This is a genomic window from Chitinophaga sp. 10T418 (assembly GCF_056394125.1).
This window is the reverse complement of record NZ_JBFTHG010000001.1, coordinates 563,438-588,345: the sequence shown is the minus strand read 5'-3', so window position 1 is coordinate 588,345 and position 24,908 is coordinate 563,438. Positions and strand designations below refer to the sequence as shown.

General features: G+C 45.1%; 21 protein-coding genes. 5 read left to right on the top strand and 16 right to left on the bottom strand.

Annotated features, from left to right (window positions below):
* Nucleotides 1–29 precede the first annotated feature (29 nt).
* From flxA to AC1DCV_RS02435, 6 genes are all read right to left on the bottom strand, one after another.
* Entirely contained in the window at nucleotides 30–1,565 is a 1,536-nt protein-coding gene (gene flxA, locus AC1DCV_RS02460) for a flexirubin biosynthesis tyrosine ammonia-lyase FlxA (protein WP_441572395.1), read from the bottom strand.
* 148 nt (nucleotides 1,566–1,713) lie between these two features.
* Entirely contained in the window at nucleotides 1,714–3,003 is a 1,290-nt protein-coding gene (locus tag AC1DCV_RS02455; protein WP_477021679.1) for a hemolysin family protein, read from the bottom strand.
* Between the two features lie 23 nt (nucleotides 3,004–3,026).
* The gene (locus AC1DCV_RS02450) at nucleotides 3,027–3,758 is read right to left on the bottom strand and encodes a ZIP family metal transporter (RefSeq protein WP_477021678.1); all 732 of its coding nucleotides are present in this window, start codon (nucleotides 3,756–3,758) and stop codon (nucleotides 3,027–3,029) included.
* Nucleotides 3,755–4,333 (bottom strand): phosphatase PAP2 family protein, encoded by a 579-nt coding sequence (locus tag AC1DCV_RS02445; protein WP_477021677.1) that lies wholly within the window; start codon nucleotides 4,331–4,333, stop codon nucleotides 3,755–3,757. The genes AC1DCV_RS02450 and AC1DCV_RS02445 overlap by 4 nt, the downstream gene beginning before the upstream one ends.
* Before the next feature lie 2 nt (nucleotides 4,334–4,335).
* The gene (locus AC1DCV_RS02440) at nucleotides 4,336–5,079 is read right to left on the bottom strand and encodes a class I SAM-dependent methyltransferase (protein ID WP_477021676.1); all 744 of its coding nucleotides are present in this window, start codon (nucleotides 5,077–5,079) and stop codon (nucleotides 4,336–4,338) included.
* Between the two features lie 111 nt (nucleotides 5,080–5,190).
* Nucleotides 5,191–7,209, bottom strand: a complete 2,019-nt coding sequence (locus tag AC1DCV_RS02435) for an LTA synthase family protein (RefSeq protein WP_477021675.1) — start codon at nucleotides 7,207–7,209, stop codon at nucleotides 5,191–5,193.
* Nucleotides 7,210–7,376: 167 nt separating this feature from the next.
* On the opposite strand from AC1DCV_RS02435, the gene glmM reads away from it, so the two are divergent.
* Nucleotides 7,377–8,759, top strand: a complete 1,383-nt coding sequence (gene glmM / locus AC1DCV_RS02430) for a phosphoglucosamine mutase (RefSeq protein WP_477021674.1) — start codon at nucleotides 7,377–7,379, stop codon at nucleotides 8,757–8,759.
* A gap of 117 nt (nucleotides 8,760–8,876) precedes the next feature.
* On the opposite strand, the gene AC1DCV_RS02425 is transcribed toward glmM, so the two are convergent.
* Entirely contained in the window at nucleotides 8,877–10,004 is a 1,128-nt protein-coding gene (locus tag AC1DCV_RS02425; protein ID WP_477021673.1) for a cysteine desulfurase family protein, read from the bottom strand.
* 322 nt (nucleotides 10,005–10,326) lie between these two features.
* Between AC1DCV_RS02425 and AC1DCV_RS02420 the strand changes: the two genes are divergently transcribed.
* Entirely contained in the window at nucleotides 10,327–11,070 is a 744-nt protein-coding gene (locus AC1DCV_RS02420; protein ID WP_477021672.1) for a hypothetical protein, read from the top strand.
* 537 nt (nucleotides 11,071–11,607) lie between these two features.
* On the opposite strand, the gene AC1DCV_RS02415 is transcribed toward AC1DCV_RS02420, so the two are convergent.
* The 4 genes from AC1DCV_RS02415 to AC1DCV_RS02400 all read right to left on the bottom strand — a co-directional run bounded on the left by AC1DCV_RS02415 (nucleotide 11,608) and on the right by AC1DCV_RS02400 (nucleotide 15,154).
* Nucleotides 11,608–12,339, bottom strand: coding sequence for a LytR/AlgR family response regulator transcription factor (locus AC1DCV_RS02415; protein ID WP_441572404.1), 732 nt, complete (start codon nucleotides 12,337–12,339; stop codon nucleotides 11,608–11,610).
* Nucleotides 12,336–13,595 carry a sensor histidine kinase gene (locus AC1DCV_RS02410; protein ID WP_477021671.1) on the bottom strand — a complete coding sequence of 420 codons (1,260 nt, stop codon included), beginning with the start codon at nucleotides 13,593–13,595 and terminating at the stop codon, nucleotides 12,336–12,338. Before AC1DCV_RS02410 ends, AC1DCV_RS02415 begins: the two co-directional genes overlap by 4 nt.
* 217 nt (nucleotides 13,596–13,812) lie before the next feature.
* The gene (locus AC1DCV_RS02405; RefSeq protein ID WP_477021670.1) at nucleotides 13,813–14,163 is read right to left on the bottom strand and encodes a DUF4907 domain-containing protein; all 351 of its coding nucleotides are present in this window, start codon (nucleotides 14,161–14,163) and stop codon (nucleotides 13,813–13,815) included.
* Nucleotides 14,156–15,154, bottom strand: coding sequence for a Kelch repeat-containing protein (locus AC1DCV_RS02400; protein WP_477021669.1), 999 nt, complete (start codon nucleotides 15,152–15,154; stop codon nucleotides 14,156–14,158). The genes AC1DCV_RS02405 and AC1DCV_RS02400 overlap by 8 nt, the downstream gene beginning before the upstream one ends.
* 247 nt (nucleotides 15,155–15,401) lie before the next feature.
* On the opposite strand from AC1DCV_RS02400, the gene AC1DCV_RS02395 reads away from it, so the two are divergent.
* Complete coding sequence (locus AC1DCV_RS02395; RefSeq protein WP_477021668.1) at nucleotides 15,402–16,736, top strand: hypothetical protein; 1,335 nt, start codon at nucleotides 15,402–15,404, stop codon at nucleotides 16,734–16,736.
* Between the two features lie 9 nt (nucleotides 16,737–16,745).
* Nucleotides 16,746–17,975 (top strand): BamG family beta-barrel-assembly machinery protein, encoded by a 1,230-nt coding sequence (gene bamG, locus AC1DCV_RS02390; protein WP_477021667.1) that lies wholly within the window; start codon nucleotides 16,746–16,748, stop codon nucleotides 17,973–17,975.
* A 108-nt stretch (nucleotides 17,976–18,083) separates the two neighbouring features.
* On the opposite strand, the gene AC1DCV_RS02385 is transcribed toward bamG, so the two are convergent.
* The gene (locus AC1DCV_RS02385) at nucleotides 18,084–19,448 is read right to left on the bottom strand and encodes a GH1 family beta-glucosidase (RefSeq protein ID WP_477021666.1); all 1,365 of its coding nucleotides are present in this window, start codon (nucleotides 19,446–19,448) and stop codon (nucleotides 18,084–18,086) included.
* 257 nt (nucleotides 19,449–19,705) lie between these two features.
* Here AC1DCV_RS02385 and AC1DCV_RS02380 point away from each other — a divergent pair, with 257 nt between their 5' ends.
* Nucleotides 19,706–20,752: a formylglycine-generating enzyme family protein gene (locus tag AC1DCV_RS02380; protein ID WP_477021665.1), complete on the top strand. Its 1,047-nt coding sequence runs from the start codon at nucleotides 19,706–19,708 to the stop codon at nucleotides 20,750–20,752.
* Here AC1DCV_RS02380 and AC1DCV_RS02375 read toward each other — a convergent pair.
* The 4 genes from AC1DCV_RS02375 to AC1DCV_RS02360 form a co-directional block, all read right to left on the bottom strand.
* Nucleotides 20,735–21,244 (bottom strand): DsbA family protein, encoded by a 510-nt coding sequence (locus AC1DCV_RS02375; protein WP_477021664.1) that lies wholly within the window; start codon nucleotides 21,242–21,244, stop codon nucleotides 20,735–20,737. The two genes, AC1DCV_RS02380 and AC1DCV_RS02375, sit on opposite strands and share 18 nt — an antisense overlap.
* A 5-nt stretch (nucleotides 21,245–21,249) precedes the next feature.
* Nucleotides 21,250–21,702, bottom strand: a complete 453-nt coding sequence (locus tag AC1DCV_RS02370) for a redoxin domain-containing protein (RefSeq protein ID WP_477021663.1) — start codon at nucleotides 21,700–21,702, stop codon at nucleotides 21,250–21,252.
* Nucleotides 21,703–21,812: 110 nt separating this feature from the next.
* Entirely contained in the window at nucleotides 21,813–23,120 is a 1,308-nt protein-coding gene (locus AC1DCV_RS02365) for a M56 family metallopeptidase (RefSeq protein WP_477021662.1), read from the bottom strand.
* 170 nt (nucleotides 23,121–23,290) lie between these two features.
* On the bottom strand, nucleotides 23,291–24,901 hold the full coding sequence (locus AC1DCV_RS02360; protein WP_477021661.1) for a M56 family metallopeptidase: 1,611 nt from the start codon (nucleotides 24,899–24,901) through the stop codon (nucleotides 23,291–23,293).
* Nucleotides 24,902–24,908: the final 7 nt, after the last annotated feature.

The following is a 24,908-nucleotide window of genomic DNA, read 5'->3' as shown; positions in this document are numbered from 1 at the left end:
ATTACAAATGATGGCTCATCTAATATGAACTAAAACTCTACGGGCACATTTTTTATCAGGTATTCCTTAATTTTCTGAAGATCCTTGTAACGCGGGCTATCCTCAATAAATTTAGGAAATATTGCTCTTACTTCCTGGTATACCTTATGAGAAAAACCAGCCAAACGATCCTGACAATTCAGGTAGTCTACCGCCTGCAACATCGTCATCACCTGTATAGCCAATACCTGGAAAGTATTTTCTATCACTTTACTCGTCATGATAGCAGCATTACAACCCATGCTCACAATATCCTGGTTATCGTTGTTATTCGGAATGCTGTGTACATACATCGGGAATGACAACGTCTGGTTTTCCGCCACAGTAGATGTAGCCGTAAACTGAACGCCCTGCATTCCAAAATTGAAGCCAAGTTTTCCGAGGTTCATGAACGGCGGGAATTTATGGTTCAATTTATCGTTCAGAAGATAGTTTAATTGTCTTTCTGCGAGCATAGACAATTTGGTAATGGCAATTTTTATTTTGTCCATTTCCAGAGAGACATAATCGCCATGGAAGTTACCGCCATGGAAAACATTTTCCAGGTGATGATCCACTACGGGGTTATCGCTCACTGAATTCAGTTCCTGCACCACCAGTTTCTCCGACTGTACCAGTGTATCGTATACGGGGCCCAGGATTTGTGGTACGCAGCGCAGGGAATAATATTCCTGTACTTTATCTTTAAAAATTTCTTCTTCCAGTTCTTTATAGAGATGATCAGGGCGATGGCGGACCATTTTGCTGCCTGTCAGTATTTCTCTCATTTTAGCCGCAATCTGTTGCTGTCCTTCATGCTTTTTCACCGCATTCAGTTCGGCAGACAGGTGGTCGTCAAATGCTTCTACGATTTCGTTGATCATGGCAGATAATACCACAGACCATCCGAGGAGTTTCTTGGCTTCGATAAGATTCACCAGTCCTACGCCTGTCATAGCGGAAGTACCATTGATGATGGCCAGTCCTTCTCTTACGTGAATGCCTATAGGCTTGAGATTCAGTCGGGCAAATACTTCTGCCGTAGGCTGAAATTTATCTTCGTACCATACTTCTCCTTCGCCAATCAGTACAAGGGCCAGGTGGGCCAGCTGTACCAGGTCGCCGCTGGCGCCTACGCCACCGTGTTCAAACACACAGGGATATACGTTTTTGTTGATCAGATCTTTTAAAAGATGTACTACTTCCGGATGGATGCCTGAATGCGCCTGCATAAAGCTGCTCAAACGTGCGATCATCAGGGATTTTGTATGTAATGGTGACATACATTTGCCTGCACCGGAGCTATGGCTGCGGATCAGGTTATATTGTAACTGGAAGGTATCTTCATCGCTGATGCGGTATTGGGCCATAGGACCAAAACCGGTATTGATGCCGTAGATCAGTTTCTTTGCCGAAAATTTCTCAAGGAATAAAAAACTAGCTTCCACCTGCTGCAGAGCTGCTGCTTCTAATGTCAGCTCTTCTCCGCCCAAAAGGACCCTGTACACTTCATCCAGGGACAGCGCCTTACTTCCTATTGCAACCATTTTATCTTAAATTAAATTATTTGTATATGTAAAAAAGTGCTCAAAATTAGCATAAAGCTAGATTTATCCAAATAAATAACAACGGTCCCAAACGAATTACGGGTAATTACGCATGCGATTATTACTTATTTTGCTTTGGGGTCAGTACTTATTCATCCACATGCTGTGTTGGCGGTGTCACCAATACTTTGTCTATACGATGTGCATCCATGTCCACTATTTCGAATGTAAAGTCGCGCCAGGTGAACTTTTCACCGGTTTGCGGAATATGTTCCAGGTGATGCAGGATGAAGCCGGCCAGCGTATCAAAATCCTGCTCAAATTCTGTCATCCAGTCTTCTTTATCAAATTCTTCGAGGAAATCATAAAACGGGATCTGTGCATCTACCAGCCAGGTGCCGTCTTCCCGCAGAACCATCTCGTAATCATCACTTTCAGCAGTTTCCGGCATATCTCCCACAATGGCTTCGAGGATATCATTCAGGGTGATCATCCCCAGGAATGTACCATACTCATCCACAATAAAGGCTGCGTGTAAATGCGTTTCTTTAAACTTTTCAAGCACCTGGTAAGCCGTATTATTCTCCGGTACAAACAGGGGTTTGCGGATAATATCAGCCAATGGCACCGATTTTCCGGCTACGGTGTACAGGTCTTTTATGGTGATCAGTCCTTTGATACTGTCTATCTGTCCATCGCAGACAGGGTATACAGAATGGAGGCTGTCATGAATTTTCCGCTGATAGTCGCCGGCAGGCTCATTAATATCCAGCCAGGTAATGTCATTCCGGTAAGTCATGAGCGAGGTGATGTTACGGTCGCCCAGGTGGAATACGCGTTCAATAATTTCCTGTTCCGTTTCTTCGATAGCACCGGAGTTGGTGCCTTCGTTGATAATTGCCTTGATCTCTTCTTCCGTTACATGTGAATCGCCGGATTTGAGATTAAATAATTTCACCAGCAACGTAGTGGAAACAGACAATAACCAGATAAAGGGAAAGGTAAGCCAGGAAAGGATCTGCATCGGCTTTGCCATATTCTTGGCTATTGCCTCCGGTTTCGCCAGTCCTATACGTTTAGGTACCAGTTCTCCCAGCACCATAGAAAAATAAGTAATAGTCACTACAATGATGGTAGTAGCTACCACGCTGCTGTAGGGCTGTATAGCGGGGAATGTATTGAGCCAGGCCATCACATCAGTCTTGATGTTTTCGCCTGAATAAATACCCGTTAAAATGCCAATCAGGGTAATACCGATTTGCACGGTAGAAAGAAAAGTGTCCGGATTATTGGCCAGCTTTAAAGCTGCCTTTGCTTTTTCATCCCCTTTATTGGCCTGGTTTTCCAAACGGATCTTCCGGGCCGAGACCAATGCTATCTCGGACATCGAGAACAGGCCATTCAATAAAATAAGGATGAGGATAATGACGACTTCCATATATAAAGCCTAAAAATAAAAAATTATTCAAATATCAGGGTAAGAAATGCCAAAAGCAATCCTAGTGCTATTGCCATGACCTTTTTCCTGCTGAGTTCATGATGTTTTGTACCACTTTCATAAAAAATAGTAGTGGAAATGTGCAGAAATGCACCTACTACCAGCGCTACCAGGTATAAAAGGTAATGCTGTACAATTTCGAAACGACTGCCCAGCCATCCTGCCAGGATAGCGGCCAACGGTGTTACCAGTGCAAATACGAGCAGAATCCGCCAGAGATCCGCCCGTTTCTTATGTGCATGCATCATCACGGTAATCAGTGTTAATGCTTCCGGTATTTTATGTGCGGCCACCCCCACCATCAGTGAAGGTAGTGCGGAATGATCATCATACTTAAATCCCAGGGGAATCCCTTCCATGAAAGCATGTATGGAAAGGCCCAGCAACAGCGGTGCTACAGCAATATGGTGATGGTGTTCCTGCGGCACATGCGTATGCCCGTGCTCCATACCGTGTGACAACTGCTGCAGGAATACCTGTAGAAAAAATCCTGCTACAATATACAGTCCTGCCTGATGCCCCAGTTCATGATACACTTCCGGCAGGAGGTGCATGATGATAATCCCAAAAAGAAAGGCGCCGGTAAAGGCCAGCAGGTAAATAGAAAAATTGGCATGAATACGTTTTATTGTCATGGGTATCAACCCACCAACAATTGTAGCAGCCAGTATTAATATCAGATAATTCCAGTTCATGATGTGAGTTCAGACTCCAGTCTTATGCGGCGTTGAAAGAAACTTCCGCTGAGCAGTCCGATTAAAATGCCCAGTAAAGCACCACCGGCTACATCCAGCGGATAGTGCACTCCTACGTATATCTGTGCATAGCCAATAATAGCGGCCCACGCAAAGAACAACCAGGCAAACCGGCGAAAAGCTGATTTTAAAGTTATGAAACAAAATGTAGCCAACGCAAAATGATTCGCGGCATGGTTAGAAGTAAAACTTCCGCTCATAGGGCAGTATACCACCAACACACGGGCGTAGTGCGATACCACAGGGTCCCGGCAGGGTCGCACCCTTCCTATGGCCTCTTTCAGATACAGGCTGCTTTGATCTGCCAGGCCAAAGCAAACCAAAAAGAAAAGGATCCAGAAAAGCCCTTTCCAGCCATAGTTAATGGTCACAAATAAACCCAGGAAAAGGTATAAAGGCGCCCACACAAAAGGTTCCCGTACAAAAGGCAGGATAACATCCAGCACAGCATTATGCCATTGCCCGTTAATATGAAAAAATAATCTGAGGTCTTCACGGAGTATCGACTCAAGCATGGCTATGATTTTGTAGCGACGATAACCAGTCGTGGCGAACGCTGCTCATCATAGCTGTTAAAGTGATAGTCGCCGAATATTTCTAATATTTCAAGTCCCTGCTTTGCAAACATGGCCTCAAAATCCTGCCTGGTGAAGGCATTCACGCTTTCGGTGTAAGTAGCGCGGCGCATTTTTTCTTTGTCCAGGATACTGATCTGCTTCATAAATTTATGCGCTTTCAGTTCCCGGCGGATATCAAATACTACGTTATCCTTCTCTTTCACTTCATCGTTCACCAGGTGGGCCGCTACATAATTACTATTCAGATAGTCCAGTACCAGCTTGCCACCAGGCTTCAGTGCATTCTTCAGCGTACGCAGCGCATTGTCATTATCACGCTGAGATTCGAAGTAACCGAAGCTGGTAAAAAAATTAAATACCACATCGAAATAGTTTACCCAAAAAGGTAAGCGCATATCGTGTTGAAAAAAACTCAGGTGGTCGTTTTCCAGTTTTTTAGCTGCATTGATACTTTCAATAGAAAGATCAATTCCTGTTACATGATAGCCTTTATCAGCCAGGTATTTGGCATGTCGTCCCCTTCCACAGGCTACATCCAGCATCTCTGCACCGGTTCCCGGTTGCAGATACGCCAGCAATTTATCAATGAAGGCAGCTGCCTCCCGATCATCGCGGTTGTTATACAGCAAATGATAATAGGGAGAATTAAACCAATCCTTAAACCAAAGTTTATCTACTTCCATAATTTGTTAGCTTTTAGCCTTTAGCTGTTAGCTTTTAGGCAATGCAGCGTAGATAGTGTTATGTTAATCATTCGCTGCATTGCCTAAAAGCTAACAGCTAACAGCTAACAGCTATTTTTTATTGTTAAACATCAAATATCGGGTGCTTTCGTAAAAGCCACGTGTTAAATTATCGAGGCTTTTCGCTGTATCCGGCTGCTGCGCGCGAACATTCTTCAACGGATCACCTTTCAGATCGTATAATGCGGTGGAATCGTTTACCATATTTATTTCATACAGGTAACGATCTCCCAGTGCAGCATAAAAAGGCATCTGGTTGCGCAGGTACGTCATGAAAACATATTTATTATCTACCCGGGTGCTGTCGAACAGGTCTACACCCAATGTATAATTTTTATATGGCATACCTACCATTTTAGCCATGGTAGGATATATATCCAGTAAACTGCCTGGCATGGTGATCTGTTGTGGCGCCAGGTGTTTGGGGCTGTACATAAATGCAGTTACATGCACGCCACCGGTAGACAGTTCATATTCCGGTAACGGCATAAAGCTATACGGATTGAGTACACAGTTATGATCACCGAAAAACACGAAGATGGTATTGTCCAGGTAACCATCTTTGCGGGCCATATCAATGAGATGTCCCACATTATAGTCTTCATACCTTAAAGCATTGAACTGATCGATAGATACAAAGCCCGACTTTTTGAACTTATTCATGTCGATGTCTTTCTCCGTCAGCTTTTTAAAATCGCCCGCGCCGCTGGTAGTGGTATAGGGCGGGTGATTATCTGCCAGTTGCAGGAAGGCTACAAAGGGTTGCTTTTTATCATTGTCTTCTTTAAAGATGCCGCTGGCTTCTGTGATCAGGTCATAGTCGGAAACACCCCACACATCTGCTTTTGGCGACTTATACATACCTTCTTCGTAAATGCGTACCCCTTCCACATTATTGGTAAATACTGCGCGGATGTTGGCCCAGTTGGTATTTCCTCCCAGCAGGTACAATTTATCGTAGCCTTTGAACTGGTCCATCACAATACGCTGATCCAGCATTTTAGGGTGGCGGCTGGCTGTTTTCACGGAAGTGATATCCGGTAAGCCGGTATGTACGCCAAACACGGTTTTCGCCGTACTGATGGCAGGCACATAAAAATTTTTAAAGAGAATACCGCTATCTGCCAGTCGTTGCATGTTGGGCGTAGCCTGCATGGGATTACCGTACATGCTGGTTACGGCGGCGCCGGTAGATTCCAGCATCACCAGTACTACGTTCAGTTTAGGCCTGGAGGCATCGCCGGCAACGGTACGTACGTAGTTGAGGCTATCTGCATTGGCGTTATCTACTTTCAGGTAATTGGCGATTGCCGGGTAATATTTCCTGGTGGCCTCCGGACTGAAAGTATCTCCTTTTACGGAGAAGTTGGAAGCAAAATACAGGATGGGGTTAAGTCCCAGGCTGGTCACCCCGTTGTCGCGGGTAAACATGGCCTGGCTCCAGCGCAGTGGAAAATAGGCGATATTACCATAGCAACCGGCGGCAAAGAGCAATACCATTCCAATTACATAACTGGTAAAGGGCCAGTTGCGCAGGTAAATGAGTGGTTGTGCGGCAAATCTTTTCCAGGTGGCCTTTTGCAGGCGATATACGAGGAACATGAAAATAAAAATGCCGAGAGCACCTCTTACTACCGGGTAACTCTGCCACACCATACGGGCGTTGTCTGCGCGTTCTCCTTTGGCCAGGAACCTTAATACAGAAGGGTCCAGGCGCTGGCCCAGGTAATCATAATGTCCCAGGTCAAGAATATAAAGGAGGGTGAGCAGCAGGTATATCAGAAAGAAATATATAAAGTGGATGCGGCGTATAGGCTTAGACGTAAAAAAGGCATTACGTGTAATGAGTGCTATCAGCAGTATGGGAATCATTAAATAGAGGGCGAGTCTGAGATCGAACCTTAATCCCAGGTTCCAGGCTTTCACGATGGCTGCGTGGTCTGTAATGGTAGTTTTGAAGAAGAACAGGTAAAATATAGCCCTGAACATTACCATCAGCAGGAAGAGGTAAAGCGTTTGAACAAACACATAACGAATATACCGGGGTATATTCTTCCACGAGTATTGCATGTAACGTATAGCTGTTTTTTTAAAAGCGTAGCTGCAAATATAGTGAAAAGTGACTGGGGAAAATTGAAAAATAGGGTGAGCAGCGGGTGATGTTACGTCATCTATTCATAATTAGGATTTCTGGAATGGATTTTTTTATATTTGCCTTCCTTTAAAAACAGAATCTTGTGGCACTGATCAAATCGATATCCGGCATACGCGGAACCATAGGCGGTAAGCCCGGCGAGGGACTTTCTCCATTAGATGTGGTAAAATTCACAGCGGCATACGGCACCTGGCTGAGCCGTGAAACAGAAAACCGTAAGGTGGTAATAGGCCGTGATGGTCGTATTTCCGGCGAAATGGTAAAAAACCTCGTGGTATCTACCCTGAACGGGCTGGGTTTTGATGTAGTAGACCTTGGTCTTTCTACCACTCCTACCGTTGAGCTGGCCGTTACCATGGAAAATGCCGCGGGCGGTATTATTCTTACTGCCAGCCATAATCCGAAAGAATGGAATGCGCTGAAATTACTGAACAGTAAAGGCGAATTTATTTCCGGAGATGACGGTACTCAGCTGCTGAACATTGCAGAACGTGAGGATTTTAATTTCGCGGATGTGAATAAGCTCGGCACCTACACGGTAGATGATTCTTACCTGCAGAAGCACGTAGACCTGGTGGTGAACTATCCATTGGTGGATGTGCCTGCCATCAAAGCGCGTAACTTCAAAATAGTGGTAGACGCGGTAAATTCTACAGGTGCTTTATTTGTTCCACCATTGTTAAAAGCATTGGGTGTGGAAGAAGTAGAAGTACTGTTCGGGGAAGTGAATGGTAAATTCAGTCACAATCCTGAGCCACTGGCGGAAAACCTGACAGCACTGTCCAATGAGGTGAATAAATCCAATGCTGACCTGGGCATCGCGGTAGACCCGGATGTGGATCGTCTTTGCTTTGTTTGCGAAGATGGCAGCATGTTCGGTGAAGAATACACCCTGGTAGCCGTAGCAGATTACGTATTAAGTAAAAGAAAAGGAAATACCGTTTCCAATATGTCTTCCACACAGGCGCTGAAAGATGTTACCCTGAAGCATGGCGGGCAGTATACCCCTTCTGCGGTGGGTGAAGTGAATGTGGTTAAGAAGATGAAAGATACAAATGCAGTAATCGGCGGAGAAGGCAATGGTGGTATCATTGTTCCTGACCTGCATTACGGCCGTGATGCGCTGATTGGTATTGGCCTTTTCCTGAGCCACCTGGCACACAGTAAAAAGAGCATCAAAGCGCTGCGTAACAGCTATCCTGATTATTTCATCTCTAAAAATAAAATAGAGCTGGATAAAGGGGTAGATGTAAAAACTATCTTCGAAAAAATTAAGGTGAAGTATAAAAACCAGCCTTTAAATACAGAAGATGGACTGAAGATAGAGTTCGACAAGGACTGGGTACATCTCCGTACTTCCAATACCGAACCTATTATCCGTATTTACGCAGAAAGCCAGAATGAAACAACAGCAGATAATATTGCCAAACGGATCATGCAGGACATCAAAGAATTTATGCACTGATATAGCGATTAGCTTTTAGCTATTAGCTTTTAGAAAAAAATGCAGCGAAGAAAAAAAGTATTATACTTTCATCTTCGCTGCATTTTTTTCTAAAAGCTAATAGCTAAAAGCTAAAAGCTATATCAGTTCTTTCAGTTTTTCTACTGCTTTATCTACTTCTTCTTTGGTGTTATTTTTACAGAAGGAGAAGCGTACCGCAATCAGATTAGGATTGCTATTGATGGCGCGAATGACGTGAGACCCCGCACTGGCGCCGGAGGTACACGCACTGCCGCCGGAGGCGCAGATGCCGTTGATGTCCATGTTAAACAGGATCATTTCACTCTTTTCTGACTTAGGGAAAGCCACGTTCAATACGGTATACAGACTGCGGCCATACAAATCGCCATTGAAGCTTACTTCCGGGATATGTTTTTGCAGTTGTTCTGCCATGTACATACGCAGGCCATTGATATGGGCGCTGTGTTCTTCATGTTGTGCAGTAGCGATCTCCAGTGCTTTGGCAAACCCGATGATACCATAGAGGTTTTCAGTACCGGCGCGCATATTGCGTTCCTGGCTACCACCCTGGATGAACGGGGTTATTTTTACATTTTCATTAATATAAAGGATACCTACGCCCTTAGGACCGTGGAACTTGTGTCCGGCACCGGTAATAAAGTGTACGGGGGTATTGCGCAGGTCAAATGGATAGTGACCTACTGTTTGTACGGTGTCTGAGTGGAAAATGGCGTCAAATTCCTTGCAGAGGTTACCCACCGCATGTATATCCAGCAGGTTACCAATTTCGTTATTGGCGTGCATGAGGGTTACCAGGCATCTTTCCGTGGATTGCTGCAGCAGTTCGCGCAGGTGGTCCATATCGATATGGCCGGTAGGTAATACATTCACAAAAGAAAGGGCTACACCATCGTGGTGGTGCAGGTATTCTACTGTGTGCAGGGTCGCATGGTGCTCAATAGGCGAAGAAATGATGTGTTTGCAGCCCAGGTCCTTTACAGCGGCATTAATGGCTGTATTGCTGCTTTCCGTACCGCCGGAGGTAAAAAAGATCTCTCCCGGGTGTGCATTCAGTGTTTTGGCTACTGATTTACGTGCATTTTCGATTCCCAGCCTTGTTTCTCTACCGTAAGAATAAATAGAGGATGGGTTACCGAACTTTTCCGTCATAAATGGCAGCATAGCTTCTAAAACCGCTGGATCCAGCGAGGTGGTAGCTGCATTGTCAAAATATATTCTTTCCAATGTTGGTGGTTTTTGATAAAAGAATAATAATTAATGGTGGTATGGTGGTCTTAAAAAGAGAGCGAAGTTCCGAAAATTTTGGGATTTTTGATTTTGGAATTTTATGAATGGAAATAATGGATCAAGTTGAAAACGGGGGGAATATCTTTTTTAATATTTCTCTAAATGCCCATACACTCGCATTAGCCATTCTCAAATTCCCATCGGATTATCTTTGAATATTATACAATACGCCATACACTCCCTTTAGCGAATCTTCCATCTGGCCCGAAAACGGGTTCCCCGGATTGTGTTATATTTATAGTAATCAAAATAATCTCCCATGGCAAAACAAATGTCTGTCATTTCTTTTACGGGAAAACTCGGCAATCTCATTGGGTATAAGCGCAATGGCAACTACTTTTTGCGCTCCATGCCGGAAAGCGTGCAGCAAACGGCTGCTACCCGCCGCGCATCCCGGCGCTTTGGCATCGCCAGCAGGAAAGGCGCTTTTATCCGTCATGCTTTCTACGGCAGCCTGGATATCCATTGTGACGGCGCCCACATCAATCGGCTCAACAAGCTACTCATTGCTGCCGGCGATCATCACGAGGCCCTGACTGGCTTCCGCTTCAATCAGCATACCGGGGTAGATCGATTCTTTCCGGTGGTTCCCCGGCTTTTCCGTAACGGAATATTAAATATTCCCGCACAAACCATCGAAGGGTATAAGGGTATTGCTGCCCTGGAAGTAAAAGTAATCGCAACCCGTATTGATTTTAGATCCCGTCAGGTGGCAGGTAGCGAAACGGTGACGCTCATGATAGACCCCGATTCCACTTTCCAGGAAACAAATGTTTCACTCGATGTACCCGGAGAGGGTTCACTGGTAGTCGTTTTCCAGGTAAGAGCGATGTACAAAGACGGCCCATCGGGCAACAGGCAATATATGGCAGCCGATATTATTGCAGTGGCAGCCCCACGGGTACCCAAGCATGTTAATAAACGTACTTACCCAAAGCGGAAGATATTGCTTCCCAACCTTACCTATACACATGCATATCCAGCTGTCATTCAACTGGAATAAAGCGATCTTGCCCCCGGAGATATTTTGATCAATAAACCCTTTATACCTGCTTCCTTTCAATAGTACATCTTTTGCCGCAGCTCCCCCCTGGTAGGGAAGCAGCCCTGCTATGGCCGGTTCTCACCTCCATCCGTATTCTGATGCAATTTCATCCCCGTTATACACCCGGACGTCATCCCCGCATCAAGTCCACCTATACTGCAGGGCTACTATATGTACTAAGCGGGTGCTAAGTATAGCCTGGACGGAAACTACATAATGAAGAGGTAATGCTGACTATAATGATGGGGGTTCCTTATGCACTATATCTTAAAAGCGTATTTAGCGACGTTGAAGATAAAATTCCGCCCACAATATCCGTGATGCAGGCTTTCGGGCAGCTGGTAGCCTTAGATGTGTGGAATTCTTCCTTTATAGATTGACTAAATTGTATGCTTAAAACTTACACTATCCCCCCAAATAACCGGTGAGTAGTACGATAATGAAATATTATCGTACTACTCACCAGTTTATGTCGTCCGGGATCCGGAAAATATATTAGGAATTTCTATTAATCACATCATAAAACCTGTCTCTGTAGCCATCGGAGATGGGGATAGACTGGTTGGCGATCATCACGGTATTTTTCTCTACGCAGTTTATTTTATTGAGAGATACCAGGTAAGAGCGGTGTACCCGGATGAATTTGTCGGCCGGCAAACGTGTTTCGAATGATTTAAGGCTGCGCAGTGTAAGAACGGGCAGATTATGTGTATAGATTTTCGTATAGTCTTTCAGTGCTTCGATGAAAAGAATGTCTTCCAGGTTGATCTTGATGATCTTGTACTCTGTTTTTATGAAGATGTAGTCATTTACCCAGGTAGCATCCATGGGTAGGGCGGTATTACCGGCGCTTACATTTTTCTGTTGGCTGACAGACCATGTTTCGCTGGCTTTGGCCGCTGCTTTGAGAAAACGCTCAAATGGTACGGGTTTCAACAGGTAATCTACCACATCAAGATTAAAGCCGTCCAGTGCATACTCTCCGTAGGCAGTAGTGAAAACTACCATGGGAGGGTATTTAAGCGATTTGAGGAATTGAATGCCGGTGATATCGGGCATTTTGATATCCAGGAATACCAGGTCTACCGGTTCATCCTGGATAAATCGTAACGCGGTGGCCGCGTTTTCGAATTTGCCCGCCAGGGTCAGGAACGGAACCTTGCGGATATAATCTTCCATGATTTCCAGCGCCAGCGGCTCGTCATCCACTGCTATACACTTTATCATTTTTTCAACACAATTTTAAGATCAACAATAAATTGGTTCTCCGTTTCCCTGATATTAATCTCATGCTCATTTTCATAGAGCAGCTCCAGGCGTTTCAATACATTATCCAGGCCTATTCCTCCCCGTTCGGCAACACGTTCTTTAAAGTGACTGTTCTTGACTGTTAATCTGATCATATCTTCAGTTGTAGCTATATCTATATCTATAAAAGAATCTTCTGTATAACTGATGCCGTGTTTAAATGCGTTTTCCACAAAAGGGACCAGCAACATGGGCTCTATCTGCAACGTGTCTGCTTCTCCATTCAGCTGGTAGTTGATCTCTATATCTTTTGGCAACCGTAATCGTTGTATTTCTATGTAATCGTGCAGGTATTTCAACTCCTGTGACAGCAATACCCTGGCTTCATTGGACTCATAAATCATGTACCGCATGATGGTTGACAGTTTCAAAATGGCATGTTCTGTTTGCGCCGACTGTTTATGAGCCAGGGAGTAAATAGTATTTAGACAGTTAAAAAGGAAGTGAGGATTAATCTGCGACTTTAAAAATTTTAATTCCGCATTCAATTTCTCTACTTTCAGCTCTTCCCGCTGTTTTTCACTTTTAAACCACTCGAGTGCAATCTTTATAAATCCGCTCATGAATAACATCAGGAGCGCAAAAAAACCGGATCTGCGAAGTACTTCAGGGAAAAAGAGGTACTCCAGGATAGTTGGTGCATCCGGTTCCATTAAAGGGATGCCCGGATATCCCGCCGCCGTGGCATGGACAAATGTATCTACATGCGTTTCATCATCTGCCACAACAGGAATTGCCCCTGCTCTGGAGCGTTCTTCCGCCTCTATCATCATACGACGACGGTGAAACGGAGGAAAGCCCGACGATGTTACTTCTGAATTGTTAAATTTTCTATCCATGCGCAAAGTCATCATTGGACGATGCGCATAGTTTTTAAAAAAGTAGAAGTTAAGTGTAGCCTGTTGTGCGGTGATAAAAACAATCAGTAAAATGATGCTGCAAAGGTATACGGCAATCTTCTTCCCGTTAAAAAACCGGGGAATCAGCACATAGATGTTGAGATAAAAAATGCCGATAAGAAACAGGTTATCTACCAATTCTTTGATAAAGAAACCAGTATGTAAAATCTGAATCCGATAAATGAAAAACGGGAAAAATAAAAAGCATGCCCATCCAAGGACGTGCAGTGAAATGAGGAAGGGACGACTTTTGAGTATCCGTTTAAAATTTAGCATCACTTTATTTGATGCGATAAACTTACACCAGATAGGGTTAGGCTTGTGTTAAAATTTGTTAATCCAGTATAAGGGATTGTTAAATTTAATAAAGAAATTAAAATCTACTTAAAATCACAGACATAAGACTGCTTTACCATCTGCATACTTTATTCCGGTACCATGTGTAACAGAACTAAATATCAGGATAGTAAAGCAGTTGAATATCTGAATAAATTTACTCCGCTTCGGTAATCTTCATATTGATCAATTCCTGTTGTGTCATAGCAGGAATTTTATGATGCGTTAACTTGTCGGCTACCACATTTCCTACCCGCAAGGCGTTTTCCCTGGTGCGAAAAACACGGTGTCCGGCTACACCTGGAAGCATGTCCTGGTAAATGTAAGTATGACCATCTACATTTACTTTATACCCCCATCCACCATTTATTTCAAATGGTTCCACCACTACAGCCAGCATATCTGAATCACTCTTTTGAGTGATCTTATTCTGACCGGATTTCCAGGCAAAAAAAGCCAACGCTATCACGGCAATACCGGCAGCGATAATAATATTACGCTTAGTCATTTTTGTTATACTCTGCAGTTGGATCAAATTCACGCATATCATCGAGTTGCAGGGTACTGCTTACGCCGAGTACCACGAAACCACGATCTTTCACCGCAAATCCGGTAGAATATTGACGGGCAGCTCCTTCAAAGTCTGTTTTCTGTACCCAGCGATCAGTTTCCGGCGTATATTCCCAGGTAGCTGCAGATAAACCGCCTTTCACACCGGAAACAACATAACCTTTACCTTTCATCGCAAAAGAGGCAGCGCCACTACCTGCGAAGTTGTAGGAATCATCAAAGCTATCATCGCTCACATTGGCAATGGAATTCAGGGTAGTCCAGGTTTTGGAATCGCCATCGAAAGAATAGAAGTCGGTTACCGCACTGTTATTGGCAGTACCCATACATACATAAGCCTTGTTGCCGATCACAAAAGCAGAAGCATCCTGTCTTTTTCCACTGTTGAGGCTCTGTGCCTGTGTCCAGGTATCTGTAGCAGGACTGTACTCCCAGTTATCCTTTAACCAGTTGCCATCATAACCCGTAGCGATGTAACCTTTATCCTTCAATCCGAAAGCCACTGCACCATAACGGCCGGTACCGGGGAAAGGTTTCTTGGTAGTCCATTTGTTTTGAACAGGGTCGTATTCGTAGAAGTCGTTCATTTTGGTTAATCCGTCAGTACCTGTACCCACATAGCCTTTTCCACTTATAGCCATGCCTACCGCGTTACTACGACCGGGGCCAGTGAAAGGGGTAGTTATTTGCGTCCACTGATTCTGATCTACATTGTACATCCAGAAATCTGTCAACCTGTTAAGTCCATCGTACCCGGTTCCTACATAGGCTTTATTATCAATTACGAAAGAAGCAGCTGCATTTCTGGCAACACCTTCAAATTCGGAACGTTTAATCCAGTTTCCTACCAGTGTGGTGGTGTTTGAACTCTTCGAACAGGCTGCCAGGGAAGCCATCAATAATAAACTATAACCTTTTAAATATCGCATTAGCATGTTCTTTTTACTGCTGCCAAAATTATCCGCCGAAGCATTCCGGCAAACAGGAAATAGCTGTTCCCGCTGTTTTAGATGACGGATACCGTTATTTCATCTACCAGTTGGAATCTTTGGCGGCAAATGCTTGTTCCTGCCCTACCGGCAGCATAAAGGATATATTTCGTTATTCATCGATAAATTTTGGCCATTGGCATATTAAAGCAACTGAAAGTATTGATCCTGTCTAAAATTGCGCACCATGAACAATACCATGTATCATTTATTTTTCAGGCGTGTAAATGGAAGTATACGCAGATATCTTCCGGCACTTTTATTGGTGGCTGCCATTTCATCCTGCCAGAAATCAGGGTTTACCTATAATAATATTGTAGATAATAACCAGAATACAGACAATGTACTTTCTGATACGCTTTCTATACAGATGAAAACAATACGGCAGGATTCTATGCCCACCTCCGGCTCAGAAGTAATGCTGGCTGGTAAAAGAACAGATCCGCTATTCGGTACTTCTACTGTCCAGTCCTTTTTCCAGATTGCACAGCCTACCTCCGTAGATATTCCGATTAACGGCTCGAAGTACGATTCCATGGTGCTGATCATGCATCAGAACGGCTATGTTTCCGGCGACACTACCCAGGAACAGGAGTTACAGGTGTACCGGGTGACTTCTACCATACAAACAGCTACTAACTTTTACTACCTGTACAACAGCAGTAACTTTTCTACAGAAAGCACGCCTATAGGGAATTTCAAAGGGGTAATACGACCTGGCATCGATAAAATCATCACCGCACATATGTCCGATCAACTGGGTAACCAACTGTTTACCATGATACGCGACAAAAGTGGTGATGTCACCACCAGTCCTACCTGGCTGGCTTTCTTTAAAGGGCTGAATGTAAGAGGAGGCCCTAACAGTAAAACGGTAAACGGGTTTACAGCGAATGATACCAGTCTCGTGATGCGGCTGTACTATCATATCAATGAGCAGATCACTACCGTCAGGTATGTTGATTTTAAAATGCAGGCGGCTAATCTGCAGTTTAACCAGGTAAAAACAGTTCGTACCGGTACCTTACTGGCGCCGTTCGATGGAACAGTGAAAACATTACCTACCGCCAGCACCAGTAACCAGGGCTTTTGTCAGCCTATAACGGGAATAGCTACACGCATTGACATTCCATACATCAAAAACCTGGTGTACCTGGGTCAGTTTTTCAAGATCATGAAAGTATACATGACCTTGAAACCGGTGGTGGGTACCTACGTAAACGACCGCCTGCCGCCAAGAGTAGCACTTTGTGAATTGGATCAGAACAACAACGTTACAGATACGCTTACCTATGGTCAGCTCACCATCGATAATCAGTTTAATGTAAACACCAACTATACCTTCGATATTACCAACTATGTTATTAAACAACAAACGGTATCAGATTTTTATTCGCGAGGCCTGTTGCTTACTCCCAGCGCTACCGATGGCAGAACAACGCTGGACAGGCTGGTGATTGGTGACCAGCAAAATATTCAGAACCGGGCTAAAATACAGTTATACTATCTGTTGTACAAATAAAGGATACTCATGCGAATCAAAATATATAGCGGTTTTATTATACTCCTGTTGTGCGGTACAGCAGCGAAAGCACAACATGGCCTTAATTCCATTTACTCTGCCTATGGCATAGGAGACCTGGAGACAAGGGATTACAGCCGCAATTTCGGGCTGGGAAGTACCGGCATTGCCCGCCGTCACTCCGGCTACCTCAATGAGCTCAACCCGGCTTCCTATAGCGTCCTGCCTAATCAAAACTTTATGTTTGATGTGTCGCTGAAAGCGCAACAGGTGAATTACAGCGGCAGTGGTATCTCACAAAGCGCCGGTGATGTTAACTTTAAACGTGCGGCACTTGGATTCAAAGCAGCCAAGTTCTGGGGCATCAGCGCAGGAATTGCGCCTTTCAGTACGGTAGATTACAAATTGCTGAACCAGCAGTTTATGACCGGCACCGGCGCCCCTGTCACTGAAACAACCACCGGTACCGGCGGTTTTAACAGGGCCTATATTTCCAATGGCTTCCAGCTCAGCAAAAACTTCTCTGTGGGGGTATCTACCGCATTTCTTTTTGGTCCGCTGAATACCTCAAAATATACAGGTTCTGACTCCTTACAAACCCAGCGCGATAAATATGGTTTCAAACCCAACTTTACAGCAGGTGCGCAATACGTTGGCAAAATAAGTAAGGACTGGCAACTGGGACTGGGCGCCACCTATCGCTTCCAAACCAAGATGAAGCTGCAGGAAACACTGAATATCGTAGATCAGAACGGTACTTCCCTTTACAACAAAGAACAGGACCCTTCCTATTTTACGTTGCCGGCTGAATATGGCGCTGGTATTTCCCTTACCAATGGTACTTTCACCTGGGTAGCAGATTATCGCCACCAGTTGTGGAACAGTCTCAATGAAAAAGGCCCTACCTACAGCTACCAGGACGGAGAACGTATCTCTACCGGTATAGAATATACGCTGAAACGCCAGTATTTTAACCAAACCTTTGAGGGAACAGTATTACAGGCAGGTTTCAGTTATAACAGATCACCGTTGGTGGTGAGCAGTACACAGATAAAAGATATATCCGGTACGCTGGGAGTATCGTTGCCCAGTAAAAACGGACAGCTAAGATATTATGTAGGCCTGGAAGCAGGACAGCGCGGCACTACCGGCACAGCGCTGGTAAAAGAAACATATGTGAATGCAGTGTTTAACTTCAGCCTGAGAGATATCTGGTTCTTTAAGCGGTTATCACAATAGCAGAAAGCTAAAAGCAGAAAGTAAAAAGCTATTACAGCGAATGATCAAAGCGAATATGAAATCTAGTCGCGTCATTCATTCGCTGTAATAGCTTTTTACTTCCTGCTTTTAGCTTTCTGCATTCAGCAATTGGCGGAACCAGTAGCCGGAGTCCTTGATAGTACGTTGCTGTGTTTCAAAATTCACGTGAACGAGGCCAAAGCGTGCGCGATAGCCTTCTGCCCACTCAAAGTTATCGGTGAGGGTCCAGGCAAAATAACCATCTACGCGGATGCCTTCCTGACGGGCTTTCAGTACCGCCGCGAGGTATTCCTGGAAATACTGAATACGGGCCACATCTTCCACGCGGCCATCTGCTGCGGGAGTATCCGGGAAGGCTGCTCCCCCTTCTGTTACAATCAGCTTTTTAATGCCTTTGTAAGCCGCAAATTGTTTCAATACTTCGTATAGTCCGTTACCATTAATTTCCCAGCCTAACCCGGTGAGGGGCACATTCCTGGACTTAGCTTTTACCTCAGAAATTTTCACGACAGGCATAAAAGAATTGTATTTCACCACGAGTGGGAAATAATTCTGTACCCCAATAAAATCAAAATCAAATGCCAGCCGGTCCCAATCGCGCCACAGGGCGTAACGGCGCCCTATTTTTTTAAGCAATGGAAAATCCTCCACCGGATAGCCCATGCCCAGTGAGGGTTCCAGGAACAAGCGATTAAACAGGGCATCTGCACGGCGTGCTGCGAGCAGATCGGCCTCACTATTTGAATTGGGAATAATTTGTGAGCAGGACAAGGCGGTGCCGATATTAGCACCTGCTACTTCATCGCGGATAACACGTCCGGCTTCTGCCTGCGCCAGCACTGCATGGTGTACTGCCGGCAAAAACCAGGACAGCCCGAACTTACCGGGAGCATGTACGCCCAGCATATAGCCCAGGGCCGTGAAACCAAATGGTTCATTTAATACGATCCAGTTCTTTACCTTATTGCCATATTCGCGGGCACATATTCTTACAAATTCTTCAAAAGCAAAAACTACTCCCCGATGGCTCCAGCCTCCTTTATGTTCCAGCGCCTGGGGCAAATCCCAGTGATACAGGGTGATATAGGGTTCCAGGCCCAGTTCCAGGCAGGCATCTATTACCCGGTGGTAATAGTCGATTCCGGCAGGATTAACCGCCCCGGTACCTTTAGGTATAATACGTGACCAGGAAATGGAAAAACGAAACACAGAGAAGCCCAGCAGCCTCGCCAGCAGTATATCCTGGGTATAGCGATTGTAGAAATCGGTGGCTACCTGTGCATGACTTTTATCTTTGATTTTGCCTTTGCGGCCGGAGAAAGTATCCCAAATAGAAGGCCCTTTGCCATCTGTATCGAAGGCACCTTCATTCTGAAAAGCGGAAATTGTGACACCCCAAAGAAAGTCTTCCCCGAAATCCTTGCGTGTAAAGGGTACAGCAGTTTTTTGCATATGCGATACCAATAAAACCGGGGGCTAGCGACCCCGTAACAGCATGCAGTTTACGACAGTTTTCGGGGAAAAGTAATTATATAATTGTTAAGTCGAATTTTATCTTTCCCGGGATTATACTGATTATACCGATTTTTATTTGTCTTGAATAACCTGATAATCATCAAAATCCGTATAATCCCGGGAAGGACAAAATTTGCCGAAAAGCATTTTTTAAATATTATTTTTGAAAAAAGACTAAACGTACGGTTAATAACATGTTGAAGATAAACCTGGTGCTTGGACTTGCTCTGCTGAGCAGCTGTGCAGGAAGCCCTGGCAGGCAGGGAGCTGCCGGCACCGAAAAAGACACACTGAATAAGATGGTACTCATACCTGCCGGCAGCTTCCTCATGGGGGCTGATGACTCTACCGGCATGGCAGATGAATATCCCAAGCACTCCGTAGACGTGGCCAGTTTCTGGATGGATGAACATGAAGTGACCAACCAGGAGTTTGCCAACTTTGTAGCAGCTACCGGTTATATTACCACCGCCGAAAAACCTATCAGTAAAGAAGAGTTAATGGCCAGCATGCCGCCAGGTAGTCCGGAGCCGGACAGTAGTGCACTGGCAGGGATGATGGCACCAGGTGCACTGGTATTTACGCCACCGGATCATGCCGTTCCATTCAATGATATTTCCCAATGGTGGACATTTGTACCAGGGACCAGCTGGAAGCATCCGGAAGGTCCCGGCAGCAACATCGATAACAGGGGCAATCAGCCCGTTACGCAGGTTTCCTGGCTGGATGCACAGGCTTATGCCAAATGGGCCGGAAAAAGGCTCCCTACAGAAGCAGAGTGGGAATATGCTTCCCGTGGCGCCCTCTCCGGGAAGTTGTATCCATGGGGTGATGAAGCGCTGACCAGCGGCAAACCCAAAGCCAATACATGGAATGGCAATTTTCCTTATAAGAATACTAAAACCGATGGCTACTACGGTACAGCACCGGTAAAATCGTATAGTCCTAATGGTTACCAGTTGTACGACATGTCCGGTAACGTATGGGAATGGTGTGAGGACTGGTACGATGCCAATTATTATGTGCAGGGAGAAAAGGGCGTGCACAACCCTTTGGGGCCAGCAGCCGGCTTTGACCCGGATGATCCGGGTCAGGCCAAGAGAGTGATCAGGGGTGGTTCCTATATGTGTAGTGATGAATATTGCCGGGGTTACCGGGTATCGGCGCGCATGAAAAGCACGCCTGAATCCGGGTTATCCAATCTGGGCTTCCGTTGTGCACGTTCAGTCCTCCAGAAATGAGGACAGCACCCTATAGTCGCCGTTATAACGTTTCCCGTTCAGATAAAAAGTAGGGGTACCATTTACGCCACTGCGAACACCACTTTCGAAGTCGGCTTCTACCCTGCTTAATAATTTGGACGAGTCCATATCATCTGCAAATTTCCGCAGGTCTATTTCAAGATCGGCCGCCAGTCTTAATAACAGCGCTTCATTTAGTTCAGGCTGCCGGTCATAGATCGCATCGTGCATTTCCCAGAACCGGTTTTGGTTAGCAGCAGCTTCCGCTGCTAATGCGGCATCCATAGCATATTCATGAGATTCTGAGAGCGGGAAATTGCGAAAAACAAAGCGTAGCCGGTTGGCAAAGCGTTCCTGCAATTGTTTTACTACAAAGAAAGCTTCCCGGCAGTAAGGGCACTGAAAATCGCCGTATTCTACCAGTTCTATGGTGGCATTTTGCACACCGAGGATATGGTCCAGTGCATTCACCGGAGGAATCAGGGTAGGCATTACCGTTAGTTTTTAATGTTTTCCAATGCTTGCAGGATACCATCGGCACCTGGATTCTGACCAATAGGCGATAAATAGCTCCATTGGATAATGCCATTGGCATCTATTACAAAGAGCGCACGCTGACTCACCCCATTTTCATATACACCATACAAACGTGATACTGCCCCTTTAGGTTCAAAGTCGGCCAGCAGATCAAAGTGCAGTTGCCGGGCTTTGGCAAAAGCATGATGGCACCAGGCGCCATCTACGGAAATCCCGAGCATCACAGCATTATACTTTTCGAAGTACTTGAGCATTTCATTGTACAACGCCATCTGGTCGCTGCATACCGGGCTCCAGTCGGCCGGGTAAAAAGCCAGGATCACATTTTTCCCGCGCAGTTCCTTTAAAGAAACCGTTTTTTCGGGAGTGGAGCTTAATGTAAAGTCAGGAGCAGTTTCGCCTTTTTGTAACATATGCAGGTAAATTGATCACCTATATAAACAGCAGGCGGCCGATAAAGTTGTGCATAAACAAAAATGCCACGGTGGCGGACCGTGGCTTTTTGTTTATTTGATGGCGTGAATTATTTGATGATGATGGAATCTGATTCCATGGTATATTCCCTGGTACCTTCAACAGTGGCTGTACTACCAGCTTTGGTGGTGATCATGATCACGTTTTTATTCACCGGCTCTCCTTTGAAGATCACCGCTTTTCCTCCCTTTAAAACATCAATAGCTGCTATATCCTTTGGAGGTATGTTACTCATTTCCGCCCTGGAAGATTTTTTACCATCTACCACTACTACCACATCATCAGGAATAGATCTGTCACTAAAAGTGATATGGTCGGGAAGATTGGTGGCATGGGTAGTACCAGCAGGTGGCAGCGGTGGTGGTGGTGGAATCACCTTTTTGCTGCCAGGTTTCGGTGGTGGCGGTGGTGGCGTCGGCACACCAGGTGGTGGTGGTGGCGGAGGCGGTGGCGGAGGTGGAGGTGGTGGCACCGTATCTTTAACAATGGGAAACGGCATAACAGCTGTTGCCCTGGTATAATTCAGCGACAATACTGTTCCTCCTACCAGCAGGCCCAACACCAGGTAACGTACTACCTGGTAGCGGGATGATTTCTTGCTGTTCATCATGGTGATCCTTTTTTTAAGATGTGAGAAATTGAAATTGTTTGCGATGGCCGTCGCATAAGGGATCCCACTAACTTTAATAAGGTTGTATTGATAGCTGGTTTTATCCATGCCCTGCTGTAGCAGGTACCTGTCTGTTATGAACTCCAGGTTTTCGCGGATAGCCGTTTTCATCAGCCATGCGCCGGGATTGAACCAGTAAAAAATATTGTTGAGCTCCCCCAGCAAAGTATCAGCAGTATGCCATTGCCGCACGTGTACCTTTTCGTGGTACAGGATGGCCGGCAACTCTTCCGGTTGATGCAGGGAGGGATTTATATAGATGTGATGGAAGAAGGAGAAAGGATTCACCGGTTGTTGTAACAGTTGTACGGGAATATCATCGATCTTACCATGTTGCGATTTCCGGTGAATTTTCCACAGGGAAAAAAGCTGTATGCAAAAACGTATAGCCATGACCGATACTCCCACCCAAAAAATATATACCAATGCAGACCATATGGTGAACGATGCTGCAGGTACCTGCCACGCCGTAAAGTTGGGTACATAGGCAGCAATGACTTCATGTTTATTCACAAACCAGCCTATAGGGATAAAGGGAAACAAAGAAGAGAATAGAATACCCAGCAACAGGAATGCCCTGTTCAGCGTATAGAAAGTTAACCTGCGCAAACCAAAATAGTAAGCGAGAAAAAACATCGTCAGTGCAATATTCGCCTTTAGCAGGTATATCAAAATAGCTGGGACCATAGCAGACTACGATTTGTTCGTAAATCTACGAAATAATCGTAGATAAACAAATTTATTTTGCGGAGATATTGAAAATTCAGGGAGGATAAAAGAGGGCGGATGACGCAGGTGAGCTACCGTCAAAAAAAAGCCACGGCGTTGAACCGTGGCTTTAATTGGATATAAATATATTATTTCATTTTCGTTGAATCAGCATTGATACGGATTTCAATTTTATCCGCGTCTTTTGCGCCCTGGCCAGCTTTAGTAGTTACCAGGATAACGCCATTCTTCCCGGCATCGCCATAAAGTGCTGTGGCTCCCTCGTTTTTGAGCACAGTAACAGATTCAATATCATTTGGTGGAATATCATTGATGGATTTGCCTTTAGAACGGGGTACGCCATCTACTACAACCAGTACATCGTCCGGTATTGCAGCATTTGCCTTTCCACTTCTAATGGTAACGCCTGTTACATTGGAAGGTTGTTTCAATTGAACAAAAACGATTCCGTTACCAGCATTTTGGCCATACTCCTTTGTCAGATTCTCTTTCATTTCAGGTGTGGGATCTTTCACCACATTGATGGTGGCAATATCACTGGGCTTTATGGCATCCAGCTCCGCTTTACTCACCTGCTTACCATTTACCACGTAAACAGGCTCCATCTTCACACCGCCAGTCATTACAAAGGTGAGTGTTTGCGGTGCAGGTGTTTTATAACCTGATACTATTACCGGTGGCGCGAACTTCACTACTGGTGCATTTTGCGGCCCGGGTGTTTTATAACCTGATACTATTACCGGTGGCGCGAACTTCACTACACCTGCCTTCTGCGGCGTCTTTAGCTTCACGTTTTTCACGGATGAGGGTGGTGTTTTCGCATATCCGGACACCGGCGGTATCGTGTCGGTAATACTAATCAGGTGAAGTGCGGCAGGTACTTTAGTATAATTCAGTGACAGTACCGTTCCTCCTACCAGCAAGCCCAGTACCAGGTACCTTACTATCTGATAGCGTGATGACTTTTTGCTGTTCATCATGATGATCCTTTTTTTAAGATGTGAGAAATTGAAATTGTTTGCGATGGCCGTCGCATATGGGATCCCACTAACTTTAATAAGATTGTACTGGTAGCTGGTTTTATCCACGCCCCGCCGCAGCAGGTACCTGTCTGTTATGAACTCCAGGTTTTCGCGGATGGCCGTTTTCATGAGCCATGCGCCGGGATTGAACCAGTAAAAAATATTGTTGACCTCTCCCAGCAAAGCATCGGCAGTATGCCATTGCTTTACGTGCACCTTTTCGTGGTGCAGGATAGCCGGCAGCTCCTCCGGCTGATGCAGGGAGGGATTAATATAGATATGACGGAAAAAAGAAAAAGGATTCACCGGTTGTTGTAACAGTTGCACAGAAATATCATCAATGGTTCCCCGTTGCGATTTCCGGTGAATTTGCCATAAAGAAAAAAGCTGAATACAAAAACGTATAGCCATGACCGATACCCCTATCCAGAAGATATATACCAATGCAGTCCATACCGTAAACACCGGTGCAGGCGTTTGCCATGCAGTAAGATCCGGTACATAGGTTAATACCGTTCCTGCAATCACCTGGTGCTTATTCACAAATGTATCTATGGATATAAAAGGGAACAGCGAAGAGAATGCTATACCGGTCAACAGGAACAGCCTGTTCAACGTATAGAAGGTGAGTCGGCGCAAACCCAAACGGTAAGCGAGAAAAAACATTGTCAGTGCGATGTTTGCCTTCAGCAGATATATCAAAATAGCAGGTACCATAGCCAAC

Coding starts and splice junctions, on each gene's coding strand:
- flxA (WP_441572395.1), bottom strand. CDS start 1,565: ATGGTTGCAATAGGAAGTAAGGCGCTGTCCCTGGATGAAGTGTACAGG.
- AC1DCV_RS02455 (WP_477021679.1), bottom strand. CDS start 3,003: ATGGAAGTCGTCATTATCCTCATCCTTATTTTATTGAATGGCCTGTTC.
- AC1DCV_RS02450 (WP_477021678.1), bottom strand. CDS start 3,758: ATGAACTGGAATTATCTGATATTAATACTGGCTGCTACAATTGTTGGT.
- AC1DCV_RS02445 (WP_477021677.1), bottom strand. CDS start 4,333: ATGCTTGAGTCGATACTCCGTGAAGACCTCAGATTATTTTTTCATATT.
- AC1DCV_RS02440 (WP_477021676.1), bottom strand. CDS start 5,079: ATGGAAGTAGATAAACTTTGGTTTAAGGATTGGTTTAATTCTCCCTAT.
- AC1DCV_RS02435 (WP_477021675.1), bottom strand. CDS start 7,209: ATGCAATACTCGTGGAAGAATATACCCCGGTATATTCGTTATGTGTTT.
- AC1DCV_RS02420 (WP_477021672.1), top strand. CDS start 10,327: ATGGCAAAACAAATGTCTGTCATTTCTTTTACGGGAAAACTCGGCAAT.
- AC1DCV_RS02415 (WP_441572404.1), bottom strand. CDS start 12,339: ATGATAAAGTGTATAGCAGTGGATGACGAGCCGCTGGCGCTGGAAATC.
- AC1DCV_RS02410 (WP_477021671.1), bottom strand. CDS start 13,595: ATGCTAAATTTTAAACGGATACTCAAAAGTCGTCCCTTCCTCATTTCA.
- AC1DCV_RS02405 (WP_477021670.1), bottom strand. CDS start 14,163: ATGACTAAGCGTAATATTATTATCGCTGCCGGTATTGCCGTGATAGCG.
- AC1DCV_RS02400 (WP_477021669.1), bottom strand. CDS start 15,154: ATGCGATATTTAAAAGGTTATAGTTTATTATTGATGGCTTCCCTGGCA.
- AC1DCV_RS02395 (WP_477021668.1), top strand. CDS start 15,402: ATGAACAATACCATGTATCATTTATTTTTCAGGCGTGTAAATGGAAGT.
- bamG (WP_477021667.1), top strand. CDS start 16,746: ATGCGAATCAAAATATATAGCGGTTTTATTATACTCCTGTTGTGCGGT.
- AC1DCV_RS02385 (WP_477021666.1), bottom strand. CDS start 19,448: ATGCAAAAAACTGCTGTACCCTTTACACGCAAGGATTTCGGGGAAGAC.
- AC1DCV_RS02380 (WP_477021665.1), top strand. CDS start 19,706: ATGTTGAAGATAAACCTGGTGCTTGGACTTGCTCTGCTGAGCAGCTGT.
- AC1DCV_RS02375 (WP_477021664.1), bottom strand. CDS start 21,244: ATGCCTACCCTGATTCCTCCGGTGAATGCACTGGACCATATCCTCGGT.
- AC1DCV_RS02370 (WP_477021663.1), bottom strand. CDS start 21,702: ATGTTACAAAAAGGCGAAACTGCTCCTGACTTTACATTAAGCTCCACT.
- AC1DCV_RS02365 (WP_477021662.1), bottom strand. CDS start 23,120: ATGGTCCCAGCTATTTTGATATACCTGCTAAAGGCGAATATTGCACTG.
- AC1DCV_RS02360 (WP_477021661.1), bottom strand. CDS start 24,901: ATGGTACCTGCTATTTTGATATATCTGCTGAAGGCAAACATCGCACTG.